Annotated in this window: 15 protein-coding genes; 8 read left to right on the top strand and 7 right to left on the bottom strand. The window is 73.0% G+C overall.

Features of this window, described 5'->3' with window-relative positions; translation table 11 throughout:
- The first annotated feature begins 339 nt into the window (after positions 1 to 339).
- Positions 340 to 1560, top strand: coding sequence for a Y-family DNA polymerase (locus tag C1I92_RS30725; protein WP_111258441.1), 1221 nt, complete (start codon positions 340 to 342; stop codon positions 1558 to 1560).
- Positions 1561 to 1620: 60 nt separating this feature from the next.
- On the opposite strand, the gene C1I92_RS30720 is transcribed toward C1I92_RS30725, so the two are convergent.
- The 3 genes from C1I92_RS30720 to C1I92_RS30710 all read right to left on the bottom strand — a co-directional run bounded on the left by C1I92_RS30720 (position 1621) and on the right by C1I92_RS30710 (position 4603).
- Positions 1621 to 2538: an AEC family transporter gene (locus C1I92_RS30720; RefSeq protein WP_111258440.1), complete on the bottom strand. Its 918-nt coding sequence runs from the start codon at positions 2536 to 2538 to the stop codon at positions 1621 to 1623.
- Between the two features lie 128 nt (positions 2539 to 2666).
- Positions 2667 to 3662, bottom strand: a complete 996-nt coding sequence (locus C1I92_RS30715) for an alpha-ketoacid dehydrogenase subunit beta (RefSeq protein WP_111258439.1) — start codon at positions 3660 to 3662, stop codon at positions 2667 to 2669.
- Entirely contained in the window at positions 3659 to 4603 is a 945-nt protein-coding gene (locus C1I92_RS30710; protein ID WP_199521761.1) for a thiamine pyrophosphate-dependent dehydrogenase E1 component subunit alpha, read from the bottom strand. Before C1I92_RS30710 ends, C1I92_RS30715 begins: the two co-directional genes overlap by 4 nt.
- Positions 4604 to 4742: 139 nt before the next feature.
- Between C1I92_RS30710 and C1I92_RS30705 the strand changes: the two genes are divergently transcribed.
- From C1I92_RS30705 to C1I92_RS30685, 5 genes are read left to right on the top strand one after another with little or no spacing between them, the layout of a single operon-like run.
- A complete protein-coding gene (locus tag C1I92_RS30705; RefSeq protein WP_158564359.1) occupies positions 4743 to 5540 on the top strand; it encodes an SDR family NAD(P)-dependent oxidoreductase in 798 nt (265 codons plus the stop codon).
- Positions 5537 to 6604, top strand: a complete 1068-nt coding sequence (locus C1I92_RS30700) for an isocitrate/isopropylmalate dehydrogenase family protein (RefSeq protein ID WP_111258436.1) — start codon at positions 5537 to 5539, stop codon at positions 6602 to 6604. Before C1I92_RS30705 ends, C1I92_RS30700 begins: the two co-directional genes overlap by 4 nt.
- Complete coding sequence (locus C1I92_RS30695) at positions 6601 to 7491, top strand: aldose epimerase family protein (protein WP_111258435.1); 891 nt, start codon at positions 6601 to 6603, stop codon at positions 7489 to 7491. The genes C1I92_RS30700 and C1I92_RS30695 overlap by 4 nt, the downstream gene beginning before the upstream one ends.
- 2 nt (positions 7492 to 7493) lie before the next feature.
- On the top strand, positions 7494 to 7955 hold the full coding sequence (locus tag C1I92_RS30690; RefSeq protein WP_158564357.1) for a VOC family protein: 462 nt from the start codon (positions 7494 to 7496) through the stop codon (positions 7953 to 7955).
- Positions 7952 to 8668 (top strand): SDR family NAD(P)-dependent oxidoreductase, encoded by a 717-nt coding sequence (locus tag C1I92_RS30685; RefSeq protein ID WP_111258433.1) that lies wholly within the window; start codon positions 7952 to 7954, stop codon positions 8666 to 8668. The genes C1I92_RS30690 and C1I92_RS30685 overlap by 4 nt, the downstream gene beginning before the upstream one ends.
- Here the strand turns inward: C1I92_RS30685 and C1I92_RS30680 are convergent.
- Positions 8665 to 9687 (bottom strand): LacI family DNA-binding transcriptional regulator, encoded by a 1023-nt coding sequence (locus C1I92_RS30680; protein ID WP_158564355.1) that lies wholly within the window; start codon positions 9685 to 9687, stop codon positions 8665 to 8667. The genes C1I92_RS30685 and C1I92_RS30680 overlap by 4 nt on opposite strands.
- Positions 9688 to 9891: 204 nt before the next feature.
- On the opposite strand from C1I92_RS30680, the gene C1I92_RS30675 reads away from it, so the two are divergent.
- The gene (locus C1I92_RS30675) at positions 9892 to 10797 is read left to right on the top strand and encodes a carbohydrate ABC transporter permease (protein WP_111258431.1); all 906 of its coding nucleotides are present in this window, start codon (positions 9892 to 9894) and stop codon (positions 10795 to 10797) included.
- On the top strand, positions 10794 to 11699 hold the full coding sequence (locus tag C1I92_RS30670) for a carbohydrate ABC transporter permease (protein WP_111258430.1): 906 nt from the start codon (positions 10794 to 10796) through the stop codon (positions 11697 to 11699). The genes C1I92_RS30675 and C1I92_RS30670 overlap by 4 nt, the downstream gene beginning before the upstream one ends.
- Before the next feature lie 11 nt (positions 11700 to 11710).
- Here the strand turns inward: C1I92_RS30670 and C1I92_RS30665 are convergent, their stop codons facing one another.
- The 3 genes from C1I92_RS30665 to C1I92_RS30655 form a co-directional block, all read right to left on the bottom strand.
- Entirely contained in the window at positions 11711 to 12919 is a 1209-nt protein-coding gene (locus C1I92_RS30665; protein WP_111258429.1) for an ABC transporter permease, read from the bottom strand.
- Positions 12920 to 12921: 2 nt separating this feature from the next.
- Positions 12922 to 13605 (bottom strand): ABC transporter ATP-binding protein, encoded by a 684-nt coding sequence (locus C1I92_RS30660; protein WP_111258428.1) that lies wholly within the window; start codon positions 13603 to 13605, stop codon positions 12922 to 12924.
- On the bottom strand, positions 13602 to 14750 hold a 1149-nt coding region (locus C1I92_RS30655; RefSeq protein WP_233507479.1), incomplete at its 5' end, for a peptidoglycan-binding protein. The genes C1I92_RS30655 and C1I92_RS30660, both read right to left, overlap by 4 nt.

Below are 14750 nucleotides of genomic sequence, written 5' to 3'. Positions count from 1 at the left end.
TAAGCCCACCAGCGCCGATGGTACTGCCCCCCAGCGGGGGTGGGAGAGTAGGACACCGCCGGACACACACCCACACGATGGCCCACCCCCAACACACCGGGGGTGGGCCATCACGCATTCCAGGGACCAGTCGGCGGGCCGGCGCCGGACCCCAAGCGCATGACGTGCGCCCTGCCGCAGAACGCGCCCGGCAACCGGGCCGCCGTCAGGTATGGGCGGCGGCGAGCACCCGGTTCAGCCGGCTCGGCGGCGCCCGGTAGCGCTCCGCGGACCCGCCCACGGCTCCGGGAACCGGACGCGGTTGCGGGGAGTTGACCAGATGAAGGGCTTCCCGCAGGGGTGGCCCTTCGCCAATTCCGGGGCCAGGACTCGCGGCAGCCGACCCACGCCGCGGAAGGCCCAGACGAAGACGTCGAAGCTCACCCAGCGCACGAAAGACCGTCAGACCCTCGGCTTAGGCTGGGACGCATAGACGCCGAGCCGGAGGCCCTCGTCGCGCTGCCGAGCGAGGGAGACCAGTTCGCCCGGGCGCTTCCGGGCGGACCGCTGCTGCATGCCGACGTCGACGCGTTCTTCGCGGCCGTCGAGCAGCGGGACGATCCGGCGCTGCGGGGCGTTCCGATGGCGGCGGGCGACGTCGTGATCGCGTGCGCCAGTTACGAGGCGCGGGAGTGGGGCGTCAGGGCCGGCATGTCGGTCGGCGAGGCGACCGCCGTGTGTCCGCGACTGCGGATCGTGCCGTTGCGGTCCGACGCGTACGCCGCGGCGAGCGGCGCGCTGTTCGCCGTGTTCGGACGGTTCGCCGCCAGGCTCGAGGCCGGCTCCATGGAAGAGGCGTTCCTCGACACCCGCACCACACCCTGGGCGACGGTCGACCAGCTGGCGGCGTCCATCCAGCGTGCCGTCTGGCAGGAGACCGGCCTGCCGGTGACGATCGGCGTCGGGCGGACGAAGCTGATGGCCAAGCTCGCGTCCCGCTCGGTGAAGCCACGCGGCCTGCGCGTGATCCAACCGGCCGAGGAACGCTACCTCCGGCCGGCGCTGCTCGTCGAGGAGCTGTGGGGCGTCGGCGACGCGACCATGGAGCGGCTGCGGCAGCACAACATCCGCACCGTCGCCGACATCGCCGTCGTCCACCCCGAACACCTGCGCGACATCGCGGGCACGCTGATGGCCCGCCGGCTCACCGCCATCGTCACCGGAACCGACGACGCCACCGTGCGGCCCGAGCGACCCCGCCGCTCCTTCAGCGTCCAGCGCACGATCCCCCGCGGCGCCACCGTCGACGTCGAAGGGCTGACGGCGGAACTGGCCGCACGACTCCGCGACGGCGGGTTCACCTGCACCGTCGTGACGCTCGGGCTGACATACGCCAACCGCCTCGAGCATCATGGCCGCACCCGGCTACCCGAGCCCACCGCCGACGCCGGGCGGCTCGCGGCGACGGTCCAGGCGCTGCTGCCGGGGGACGGGGTCCGGGTGGAGCGGGCCGGCATCACCGTCACCGGGCTCCAACCGGCCGACGCCGCGGTGCAGCTGACGCTCGACCTGGGTGGCTGAACCGGGCTGTTCGAGCGGGCCGCGGTGCAGCTGACGCTCGACCTGGGCAGCTGAACCGGGCTATTTGAGCAGGGTCGCCACCAGGACGAGGACGGGGAGGGAGAGCGCCGTCGTCACGAGGATGGCCTCCCGCACCAGCACCTGCGCGTGGCCGTACCGCAGCGCGTACGTCAGCGCGGTCTGCGCCGTCGGCAGCGCGGCGAGCACCACCACCGCCAGCAGCTCCGAGCCGGACAACCCCAGCGCCCGGCCGATCAGGTACGCCACCGCCGGCTGCACGACCGTCTTCAGCACGACCGCCAGCGCGAGCGGTCCGCCGTCCGGACCGCGGCCGGGACGGGCGCTGCCGCGCAGCGAGATGCCGAACACCATCAGTACCGATGGAATCGAGATCGCCCCGACCAGCACGAACGGCTCCATCAGCGGCTCGGGCACCGTGACACCGGAGGCGGCGACGGCGACGCCGGCGAGGGAGGCGACGGTGATCGGGCTCTGCAACGGCGTCAGGAACCGCCGCCACACCGGCATCGACGCGCCGCGGCCGGCGAGGTCCAGCACCGTGAGGGCCACCGGCACGACCACGATGTTCTGCAGCAGCAGGATCGGCGCCACCAGCGTCGCGTCACCCAGGACGTACGCGGCGATCGGGATGCCGAGGTTGCCGGCATTGACCAGGCCGGAGCAGATGACGCCCAGCGTCGTGTACGAGACGCCCCAGCGGCGCCACCAGCCGGCCAGTGCGAACAGCGTCATCACGACGGCGACGCTGCCGGCGGTCGCGACCAGCGACACCGCGACCAGAACGGACAGATCCGCCTCGGCGACGGTGTGGAACATCAGCGCGGGGCTCGCCACCCAGAACGCCAGCCGCGACAGCACGACGGGGCCGGACGGGCCCAGCAGCTCGGTCCGGCCGAGGACATAGCCGACGGCGATGATCGAGACGATGACGGCGAATCCGGTGACGACGCTGGTCATCGCGTTTGCGCCCTCCTCTCCGGACGGCCGCCGCACGGTGTGCCGGCGCCCCGCCCGAGGCTACGGGTCCAGTGCCGACGAGGCGAGCCGCTCCGATCGGGCCGGCGCCGCCCAGGACGCGGCCGGCGTCAGTAGGCGACGACCGAGCGGACCTCCGCCACGATGTCGTCGACGCTGGGCAGCCAGGCCCGCTCCAGACTCTCCGCGTACGGCACCGGCGTGAACGGCGAGCACACCAGCCGCGGCGCCGCGTCGAGCAGCTCGAACCCGTGCCGCGCCACCCGGGCGACCAGCGCCGCTCCCCACGACCCGTCCGCCGGGCCCTCGCCGACCACGACCAGCCTGGACGTCTCGCGCAGGCTCGCCAGCACCGTCTCGTCGTCGAACGGCACCAGCGTGCGCGGGTCGATCACCGTGCAGTGAATGCCCTCGTCGTCGAGCCTCGCCGCGGCCTCGACGGCGCGGTGCCGCATCAGCTGCGCCGCGACGATCGTGACATCCCCGCCGGAGCGGACGACGGCGGCCGAGCCGATCGGCACGACCGCGCCCGGCGTCACCGTCCCCTTCACCGAGAACAGCGTCTTGTGCTCGAACACCAGCACGGGGTCGTCGTCGCGAACGGCCGCCTGCATCAGCCCGTAGAGGTCCTCGACGGTGCCGGGCGCGACGACCTTGAGACCGGGCACGCCGATGTACCAGTTCTCCACCGGCTGCGAGTGCTGCGCCGCGAACCCGGACCCCGCGCCGTTCGACAGCCGCAGCGTCACCGGCAGCCGCACCTGGCCGCCGGTCATGTACCGGTACTTGGCCAGCTGGTTGACGATCTGGTCGTGCGCGACGGCGGCGAAGTCGGCGAACATGATCTCGGCGATCGGACGCTGGCCCATCGCGGCCGCGCCGATCGCGGCGCCGACGATCGCCTGCTCGGAGATCGGCGTGTCCCGCACCCGGTGCGGCCCGAACACGTCGAACAGCCCGGCCGTCGTCTTGAACGGGCCGCCGGCCGCGCCGATGTCCTCGCCGAAGAAGAACACCGACGGGTCGGCCTGCATCGCGTCGTGGATCGACCGGGCGATGGTCTGCCGGTAGTTCAGCGCGTTCTCGGTGAACTTCTCCGCGCTCATCCGATCACGTCCGTCAGCAGCTCCGCCTCGTCCGGCTCGGGCAGCGCCAGCGCCGCGTCCAGCGCGGCGGTGATCTCCGCCGCCACCCGCTCGCGCACCGACGCGGTCGCAGCGGCATCGCCGATGAATCGTTCCAGTAGCGTGATCGGATCCCGCTCCAGCCACGCGTCGAGCTCGCCCTCCGGCCGGTACGTCGCCGGGTCGCTGCGCGAGTGCCCGACCTGCCGGTACGTGAGTGCCTCGATCAGCGTGGGGCCGCCACCGCCGCGGGCACGTTCCGCGGCGGTGGCGACGATGTCGCGCACGGCGTGGACGTCGTTGCCGTCGACCTGCACGCCGGGCATCGCGTAGCCGGCGGCGCGGTCGGCCAGCCGGGTGATCGGCGTCGTCGCTGCGACCGGCGAGTACTCGCCGTACAGGTTGTTCTCGATGACGAAGACCACGGGCAGCGACCAGACGGCGGCCAGGTTCAGCGCCTCGTGGAACGCGCCGATGTTGACGGTGCCGTCGCCAAAGAACGTCAGCGACACCTCGTCGGTGCCGCGGTACTGCGCGCCCAGCCCGAGCCCGACGGCGATCGGCAGGTGCGCGCCGACGATCGCGTGCGAGCCGTAGTGCGCCCGCGACACGTCGGTGAGGTGCATGGACCCGCCCTTGCCGCCGCACAGCCCGCCGGACCGGCCGAGGATCTCCGCGTAGCAGGCCACCGGGTCCGAGCCGCGGGCCAGCACCACGCCGTGGCCGCGATACGTGCAGGTGACGGGGTCCGTCGGGCGCAGCGCCGCGACGGCGCCGACGGCAACCGCCTCCTGGCCGTTGTACAGGTGGGTCGAGCCGCGGACGAGGTTGCGATGGAACAGCGTGCCGACGCCGTTCTCGAACTCCCGGATGCGCACCATCTGCTCGAACAGTGTCAGATCACCGGTATCGTTTCCAACCACAATCCGGACGTTAGTTCGTTCGGCCAGGACAGTCAATCCGCGGAACAACGTGCGGCGACGTCATCAGCGTTTGACAAGGCGCGAAGCCGCAGCGCACAGTTTCTGCAAATGATTCCAGAACGGCATCGGGACGGCACACGTGGGTGAGCTCGAGGGGCGGGTGGCGCTGGTCACCGGCGCGGCACGGGGGATCGGCGCGTCCATCGCGGACGCGCTGGCGCAGGCGGGGGCCCGGGTGGCCGTCACCGACGTCGACGGCGACGCCGCGCAGGCGACGGCCGCCGCGCTGCCGGACGGACGCGGCACCGGCTACCGCCTGGACGTCGCCAGCAGCGCCGAGGCCGACGCGGTGGTCGACGCCGTCGTGGCCGAGCACGGCGGGCTGGACATCCTGGTCAACAACGCCGGCATCTCGCTGGTCGGCCCGAGCATCGTCGAGACCTCCGACGAGCACTGGCAGCGCACGCTCGACGTCATGCAGACCGGCGTCTTCCACTGCCTGCGCGCCGCCGGCCGCCGGTTCATCGAGCAGCGCTCCGGCGTCTGCGTGAACATCTCCTCGATCCGCGGCTTCAGCCCGCGGGCCGGCCGGCTGTCGTACTCGACGACGAAGGCCGCGGTGATCATGATGACGAAGATCGCCGCGCTGGAGTGGGCGCCCTACGGAGTCCGCTGCAACGCGATCGCGCCCGGCGTCCAGCGCACCCCGATGTGGGACGAGGACGTCGCGCTCGGCGTCGTCGACGAGGAGCGGGTGCTGGCCACGACGCCGCTGCACCGGCTCGGCGACCCGGCCGAGATCGGCGGGCTGGTCCGCTACCTGGTCTCCGACGCCGCGTCGTTCATCACCGGCGAGGTCATCACCATCGACGGCGGGCTGACGTTGGTCCCGCCGGACGGTGAGGCCCTCCCGGCCGCACCGGACGCCGAGGCGTGACCACCTCGCCGCGCATCGCGGTCATCGCCGGCGACGGCATCGGCCGCGAGGTGGTGCCCCCGGTCGTCGAGCTGGTCGACACGCTGCTGCGTCACGACGGCGTGACCGCGCGGTGGACCACGCTGGACTGGTCGACCGAGCGCTACCTCGCCACCGGCGAGTACATCCCGCCCGGCGGCCTTGAGCTGCTGGCCGGCCACGACGCGATCCTCCTCGGCGCCGTCGGCGACCCGCGGGTGCCGGACGCGGTGTCGCTCGGCGACCTGCTGCTGCGCATCCGCCGGCACTTCGACCAGTTCGTCAACCTGCGGCCGCTGTCCAGCCTGCCCGGCGTCACGATGCCGCTGCGCGACGGCGCCCCGTTCGACCTGGTCGTCGTGCGCGAGAACACCGAGGGTGAGTACGCCGACATCGGCGGCCGGGTGCACGCGGGCCGGCCGCAGGAGGTCGTCGTGCAGACATCGGTCTTCACCCGGGCCGGCGTCGAGCGGCTGCTCCGGTTCAGCTTCCAGCTGGCGGCCCGTCGCCGCGGCGTCGTCACGTCAGCGACGAAGTCGAACGCGCTACGGCATTCGATGGTGTTCTGGGAGGAGGTCGCGGCCGACGTCGCGAAGGACTTCCCGGGCGTGGAGTACCGGCACGTGCACATCGACGCGCTGGCCGCGGCGCTGGTGCGCGACCCGTCCCGGTTCGACGTCATCGCGAGCTCCAACCTGTTCGGCGACATCCTGGCCGACCTCGGGGCGGTGCTCATGGGCAGCATCGGCGCGGCGCCGTCGGGCAACATCAACCCGGACCGCTCACAGCCGTCGATGTTCGAGCCGGTGCACGGCTCGGCGCCGGACATCGTCGGCCGCGGCATCGCCAGCCCGGTCGGCCAGCTGCTGTCGGCGGTGCTGATGCTGGATCACCTCGGCCTGGCCGACCAGGCGCGACGCCTCGACGGCGCGGTCCGCGCGGCGCTGGCCTCCGGCGACGCCGTGACGCCCGACCTCGGCGGGACGGCGGACACCGGCGGCGCCTGCCGGGCGGTCGCACGGGTGCTGGGGGCGCCGGTGCCGTGACGATCGAGCTGACGGCGGACAGGGTGCGCGCCACCGTCCATCCGGACGACGGCGGCGCACTGCGGGACCTGACGGTGGCCGGGCGGGCGGTGCTTGCGAGCACGCCCTGGACCACCGTCGGCAAGGAAGAGGGGCCGGCCCGGACCGAGCAGGACTGGGTGGCACGGTGGCACGGGGGGTGGCAGCCGTGCTTCCCGAACGCCGGGCCGGCCACGGCGGGAGTGGACCCGCCGCAGGGCTTCCACGGCAACGCGTCGCAGGCGCCCTGGACGCTGCTGAGCAGCGGTGACGACACCGCCGAGCTGGCCTGGGCCGACGCGGCGGGGCTCGGCTCGCGGCGACGGTGGACGCTGCGGCCCGGCGGCGCCGAGCTGTCCGCCTCGGCGACGAACGACGGCGACCAGGCTCGGCCGATCGTGCTGGCCGAGCACCTGATCCTGGGCTCGGACCTGCTCACGACGCTCCTCGACGGCCCGGCCACGCTGGAGCTGCCGGCCGGCGCCGTCGTCGAGGAGCTGGCCTACGACGGCACGCCCACCGGCCGCCGGGATCACTGGCCCGGTGACCGAGCCGCCGTCGACGCGAGCATCCCGGCCCGGGTGTTCGCCGTCCGCGACGTGACCGTGGCCGCGGTGACCTGCCCCGCGGCCACGGTCCGCCTGAGCTGGCGTGGCGCCGCGGTCCCGCACCTGCTGGTCTGGCAGGAGTTCGCCCGGTCGGCCGAGCCGCCGTGGAACGGTGAGACGTACGCGTTCGGGCTGGAGCCGACGTCGACGGCGCACGGCGCGGGCCTGGGCGCGGGACACGGCGCCGTCGTGCTGGCGCCGGGCGAGAGCATGGAGTGGAGCGTGTCACTCGAGGTCGAGTGGCGGGACGTGAGGAGCTGAGCGTGGGCGAGATCGGGGCCGTGCACCATGTCGGCCTGACCGTGAGCGACCTGGACCGGTCGGTGGAGTTCTACACCGAGCAGCTGGGCTGCGAGGTGGTCATGCGGCAGGAGAAGCGCGGCGGCTACCTGGCCGCGATCGTCGGCTACCCGGACGCGTCGGTGCGCATGGCGCACCTGACCGACCCGGGCCGGCGCATCGTCATCGAGCTGTTCGAGTACCTGGTGCCGGAGCGGCGCACGACCGAGCTGGAGCCGCGGCTGGTCGGCAACCCGCACGTGTGCTTCCTGGTCGACGACCTCGACGCCGTGCATGCGCGGCTGGCCGCCGCCGGCGTCGACTTCCTCAGCCCGCCGATCGACGTCGACACCGGCGCGAACAAGGGCGGCGCCGGCGTGTACCTGCGCGACCCGGACGGCATCATCGTCGAGCTGTTCCAGCCCGGTCCCGGCGGCACCACGTGAGGGCCGTCGTCACCGGCGCGGCCAACGGCATCGGGCTCGCGGTGGCCGGCCGGCTGCGTGCTGACGGCGCGACCGTCGTGGGTCTCGACGTCGAGCCGGGCGTGGACGTCGTCGAGGCCGACCTCGCCGACGACACCGCCCGCGCCCGCGCGGCCCGGGAGGCGCTCGGGCGGCTCGGCGGCGGTGTGGACGTGCTGGTCAACGTCGCCGGGATCTTCCGGACCGGCTCGGTCGGCGAGGGGACGGTCGCGGACTGGCGAGCGCTGTGGGCGGTGAACCTGGAGGCGCCGATGGCGCTGATGGCGACGTTCGTCCCGGTGATGGCGGCCGCCGGGTTCGGCCGCGTCGTCAACGTGACCAGCGTGCACGCCGCGTTCGCCCAGCCGGCCTCGATCGCCTACGACGTCGGCAAGGCCGGGCTGGAGGCGGCCACCCGCTCCGTCGCGCTGGACTACGCGGCGCACGGTGTGCTGGCCAACGCGGTCGCGCCCGGCTTCGTCCGGACCCGCATGTCGGTGCTGCCCGACGGCGTCGACGAGACGGACACGCCGCAGTTCCGGGCCGGCTATGTCGAGTCCGGCAAGCTGCCGCTGGGCCGAGCCGCCCAGCCCGCCGAGGTCGCGGAGGTCGTGTCGTGGTTGGCCGGCCGCGCGAACACGTACGTCACCGGCCAAGTGGTCACCGTCGACGGCGGCCTGACGGCGACGTTCTAGCGCGGGGCCGGCTCGTAGGCGGTGGGCACGGTGACGGTGCGCGGCTCGGCGCCGTCGAACTGCTCCAGCAGCAGCTCGGCGGCGAGCCGGCCGGCGCCGCGTGGGTCGCGGGTGACGAACCCCAGCGGCGGACGGAGGAAGTCCGACAGCGCGACCTTGTCGAACGTCACCACCTCCATGTCCTCGGGGATGCGCACGCCCTCTTCGGCCAGCGCGCGCAGCGCGCCGGCGAGGATCTGGTTGCCGCCGACGAACAGCACCGTCGGCCGTGGCCGGGCGGCCAGGAAGCTCATGGTCGTGGTGTAGCCGTGCTCGGCGCTGTACGCCCGGGCCTTGACGGTGACCGGCTCGCCGCCCGCGGCCCGCACGGCCCGCCGCAGCGCACGCGCCCGCTCCTTCGACGGCCGGACGTGGGGCGCGCCGTTGACCAGCGCGAACCGTGTGTGCCCGCGGCCGGCGAGATCCGCGACCGCCGCGTCGATGCCGGTCGCGTGGTCGTGCAGGACGGCGCTGGCCGGGATCTCCCGCGGCAGCGTCCGGTCGATCAGCGCCAGCGGCGTCGACAGCTGCCGCAGCAGCGCCAGCGTGTCGGGGTTGTTCTCGTGGGCCAGCGACAGGATCATGCCGTCGACCCGGCGCTGCTCGAAGTGGCGCAGGTAGTGCAGGTCGAGGTCTGGGTCGCCGCCGGAGCTGCTGATCAGCAGCCCGTAGCCGGCGTCGCGGAACAGCGACTCCGCGCCGGCGGCGTTGAGCGCGATGACCGGGTTGGCGACGTCGATGGCCACGAACCCGACCGAGTAGGTGGCGCCGGTGCGCAGGCTCTGCGCGAGCAGATCGCGCTCGTAGCCGATCGCGGCGACGGCGTCGAGCACCCGGTTGCGCATGACCGAGCTGACATCCTCGTGGCCGGAGAGCACGCGCGAGACCGACGACACGGCCACGCCGGCCCGCTCGGCGACGATGCGCATGCTGGGCCGCCGGGACCGGCGTGGCTCGGACGACGGCGTTTCCGTGGTCACGTTTTCAGTATCCTCCTCGGCCGGGCCACTTGTGGTGGCCCTCTGGTGCGCCCGTGAAGCACAGAGTAAGGCAAGAACGGGCCGATCACCCATACCGCCACGGACCGCATCCGGTGGTGCGGGTTTGCTTACTCCGACGGACTGGATACGATTCCAGAACTGACGGGAGGATGCCATGGGACAGGCCATCGTGGAGGAGGCAGCGTGAGCGTCGCGACCGACGAGCGCCCGCACCTCCGGGATCACCGGCGGTCCGAGCGGACCTTCGCCTGGCTGTCGATGACGCCGGCGATCCTGCTCGTGGGCGCGCTCATCGTGGTGCCGCTGGGCTGGGCCGTGTGGACCAGCCTGCACCGCACCAACGGGGTGCGCTCGGAGTGGGTCGGGCTGCAGAACTTCACCGACCAGCTCACGTCGCGGCAGTTCTGGGAGATCCTGCTCAACAACGCGATCTTCCTGCTCGCGGTGCCGCTGGTGCTGACGCTGGCCACGGTGTCGGCGATCCTCATCTACGAGCGGGTGCGCTGGTGGGGCTTCTTCCGCATCGCGCTGTTCCTGCCCACCGTCATCTCCACCGTCGTCGTCGGCATCCTGTTCCGCACGCTGTTCTCGCTGGACGGCCCGGTGAACCGGATCATCGACCTGTTCGGCGGCACGCCGGTGGACTGGCTGGGCGGCTCGACGACCGCGCGGTCGGTGATCATCATCGCGCTGGCCTGGGGCGGGTTCGGCTACGGGATGATGGTGCTGCTGTCGGGGCTGTCGTCGATCGACCCGGCGGTGTTCGAGGCGGCCCGCATCGACGGCGCCGGCTGGTTCCGTCGCACGCGGTCCATCACGGTGCCGCTGCTGTCGGGGCAGATCCGGTTCGTGTCGGTGCTCAACGTCAGCTACACGTTCACGTCGCTGTTCGGCTACGTGTTCGTGATGACGTCGGGCGGGCCCGGGTTCTCCACCACGACGCTGGACTACTACGTCTACCAGCGTGCGTTCGTGGCCTCGCAGTTCGGCACCGCCGCGGCGCTCGCGCTGATCCTGTTCCTGATCGTCATCGTGCTGACGGTGATCCAGTTCCGCCTCACGGCGGTCGACGACGGGGAGCCACGATGACGCTGACCGTTCCCACCGAGGCCGCCGCCCGGCCGCGCCCGGCCCGCCGCTGGCCGCGCAGGACCTCGTCGCTGCAGCACCCGGGCGAGGGGCTGCCGCGGTTCTTCGGCTGGCTGCTGCTGACCGCCCTCGCCGTCACCACCGTCTACCCGTTCGTCTTCCTCACCATCAACTCGCTCAAGACCGACGCGGAGTACACCGACAGCCCGTACGCGCTGCCCGGCGGGATGAACTGGTCGAACTTCTCCACGTTCCTGTTCGACCGCGGCGGGCTGCAGAGCCTCGGCAACTCGCTGCTGGTCATCGTGTTCGCGGTGCCGACGTGTGTGCTGCTGGCGACGCTGGTCGGCTACGCGGTGGCGAAGCTGCGCTTCCGCGGCAAGCGGCTGGTGTACTCGTCGTTCGTGGCGCTGGTGCTGGTGCCCGGGCAGGTGCTGATCATCCCGCTGTTCCTGCTGTTCTCCGAGGTCGGCCTGGTGGGCAGCAAGTGGTCGGTGTTCCTCGCCTACGTGGCCTCGAACCTGCCGTTCGGGGTGTTCCTGCTGGCCGCGGCGATCCGCACGGTGCCGACGGACCTGATGGAGGCCGCGCGCATCGACGGCGCCGGCCCGCTGCGCACGCTGGTCAGCGTCGTCATGCCGGTGGCGCGGGCGGGCATCATGACGTTCGGGCTGCTGGCCTTCCAGGCCATGTGGAACGAACTGACGCTGGCGCTGCTGCTGACGCCGTCGCCGGACGACCGGCTGCTGACGCCGACGCTGGCGCTGCTGCCCGGCCGGTACTCCACCGACGAGCCGCTGCTGATGGCCGGCCTGGTGGTCGGCTCGATCCCGATGGCGCTCGCGGTGGTGTTCTTCGCCCGCTACCTGGAGAAGGGCGCGATCGCCGGCAGTTCCCGCTGAGCGTCGCCCGCTCACACGACCGACAGCGCGGCTGTGGGTGACATGCGTGCTGCCCGGCCGGCCGGATACGCGCCGGCGAGCGCGCCGATGACGATGGTCGCGGCGGCCGCGCCGGCCAGGATCCAGGTCGGCAGGGCGAACGGCCACTCCCGGCTGGACGCGAACACCGCCGTCGCGGCACCGCCCAGCAAGGCGCCGCCGACCCCGCCGAGCGCCGCCAGCAGCACCGACTCGCCGAGGAACTGGCGGCGGATGTGCGCCCTCGTCGCGCCGAGTGCCCGGCGAAGCCCGATCTCCGAGCGTCGCTCCAGCACGGCGATGACCATCGTGTTGGCCACCCCGATCCCGCCCACCAGCAGCGCGACCCCGCCGAGGGCCAGCAGCAGCGTGGTGAGCGTCTCGTCGGCCGCCGCCTGGGCGGCCAGGGCATCGGACGGCTTGCTGACCGTGACCTCCTCGGGGTTCTCCGGGTTGACGGTGGCCGGCAACACGGCCCTCACGGCCTCGACGGCGGACTCGGGGGAGCGCTCGTAGATGGTCGTCGGTGAGCCGTCGAAGCCGAGCAGCTCGCTCGCGACGGGCCAGCCGACCAGCGCGGCCTCGTCCAGCTCGGGCGCCAGCGGGACAGGCTCGAGGATGCCGACGACGACGAACGGCTGCTCGCCGATGACGATGGCGACGCTGCCGTCGGTGACCGCGACGCCGAGCCGGTCGGCGGTGGTCGCGCCCAGCACGACCGTGGGATAGCCGGCCATCGCCGCGTCGATCCACCGTCCGGCGGCGAGGGCGCCGCTCACCGTCGCCAGGAGGTCGGTGTCGGCGGCGTAGGCCGACAACCCGTTGGTCTGGTTGGCGTCGACCGCGCTGCTGCGGTAGACGGCCGTGTCCTGGATCGTGCCGATGGCGCTGACGTCGGTGACGGGGCCGACGCGGGCCACCATGTCGATGCTCTCCGGCGGCAGGGTGGCATCGCCGCCGCCCATCATCTCCTGGCCCGGCCGCACCGTCAGCAGGTTGGTGCCCAGCTCGCGCAGCTGCTGGTTGACCTGCTCGCGGCTGGACGCGGAGATGCCGACCACGGCGACCATCGCGGCGATCCCGACGGCGATGCCCAGCGCCGACAGGACCGCACGCAGCGGCCGGGCGCGCAGGCCGGAGAACGCCACGCGCAGGGTGTCACGCGGCCGCAGCCGCGACGCGGGCGGGGTTGCGGTACTCATGCTCAGGCCGTCCTCTCGTCGGACTCGATGCGGCCGTCCAGGATGTGCACCGTGCGGGGCAGATCGGCGGCCACGTGGTGGTCGTGGGTGATGATCACGATGGTCGTGCCATCGCCACGCAGTTCGTGCAGCAACTCGATGACGGCGGCGCCGGACGTGGAGTCCAGCGCGCCGGTGGGCTCGTCGGCCAGCAGCAGTGCCGGCCGGCCCACCAGGGCCCGGGCGACGGCGACCCGTTGCCGCTGCCCTCCGGAGAGCTCGTGCGGACGGTGGTGGTTGCGATCGGTCAGCCCGACGCGCTCCAGGGTGCGGGCCGCGCGACGGCGCCGCTCCCGCAGCGACGCTCCCGTGTAGAGCAGGCCGTCGGCGACGTTGTCGAGCGCTGTCACGCCGGGCGCCAGGAAGAACTGCTGGAACACGAAGCCGATCCGGTGGGCGCGCAGCGCGGACAGGTGCCGGTCGCTACGGCCGGCGACGTCCTGGCCGTCGATCCGCACCAGGCCGGTGTCGGCCCGGTCGAGCGTGCCGAGCACGTTGAGCAGCGTCGACTTCCCGGAACCGGACGGGCCGACGATCCCGACCAGCTCGCCCGCCTCGATCCGCAGGCCGACGCCGGCCAGGGCCCGCACCGGCGGCTGACCCGGGTAGACGCGATGCACGTCACGCAGCAGAACGACCTCGCTCATCGGCCGGCCACCCCCACGACCGTGCCCGCCTCGATGCCCGCGCCGCTCACCTCGACCATGCCGTCGGCGAACAGCCCCGCCTCGATGGCGACGACCGACGTCGTGCCGTCGTCGGCGACGACCTCGAGGCCGAAACCGCCCTCGGCCAGCGTCAGCAGGGCGTTGACGGGGACGACCAGGACGTTCTCGCGGGTGTCGACGGCGGCGACGACGTCGACCGGCGAGCCGATGAGCGCCTCATCGACGGCCTCGGCGAGCGTGACCTCGACCTCGGTGACGGCATCCGTCGATCCCGAGGCGTCGTCCGAGCCGGTGTCGGCGCCGTCGTCGCCGGAACCGCTCGGGACGACGGCGGCCGCGGTGACCGTGCCGGGCACCTCCAGCCCGCCCGCCAGCCGGACGGTGACGGCGGTCCCGACCGGAACCAGGTCGCGGTCGCCGACCTCGACCTCGAGGTCGGCCACCTGGTCCGTGCCGGTGATCTCCAGCACCTGGCCGCCCGGGCTCAGGGCCGTGCCGACCGCCGCGGCGACGGTGTCGACCCGCCCGCCGCCGGCGAGGAACACGACGTCGGCGAGCCCGACCGTGCCGGTCTCGTCGATCCCGAGATCCTCCTGCCACTCCTCCACGGCCTGTGCGGTGTACCAGGTGAACTCCTCGTCGACGTCGTAACCGTCGTAGCCGAGGGCGGTCAGGTTGGCCTCGAGCTGCTCCACATCGGCCCCGGTGTCGCCCTCGCCGAGGTCGCGGTACATCGGGATGGTGCCGATCAGCGCGACGACCGGGCGTTCGTTCAGCCGGTACAGCTCGGTGCCGCGGGCGACGGCGGTGTCCGGCGCCGCGATCCGGGTGACGGTGCCCTGGGCGGCCGCCGTCACGACGACCGGCGCGCCCCGGCCGAGCGTGCCGTCCCAGGTCTGGGTGGCCGCGATGGTCGTGAGCTCGACCGTGGCGGTGGCCGCCGGGCCGGTCGGTGCTGTGGCCGCCTCGTCGGCGGGGGTGCGTTGCGCCATCAGCCAGTACGCCGGGCCGGCGACCGCGACGACGCCGAGCGTGAGCCAGAGCAGCCGCCGGCCGCGGCGTGGGCGGTGGTCCCCGAGGTCGTGGGCGCGGGTGTCGGTGGACGTGTCCATCTCGGTCATCCC

The sequence above is a fragment of the Jiangella anatolica genome (assembly GCF_003236295.1).
Taxonomy (GTDB): domain Bacteria; phylum Actinomycetota; class Actinomycetes; order Jiangellales; family Jiangellaceae; genus Jiangella; species Jiangella anatolica.
The sequence above is the reverse complement of the archived record's forward strand: the minus strand, read 5'-3'. Positions and strand labels throughout refer to the sequence as shown.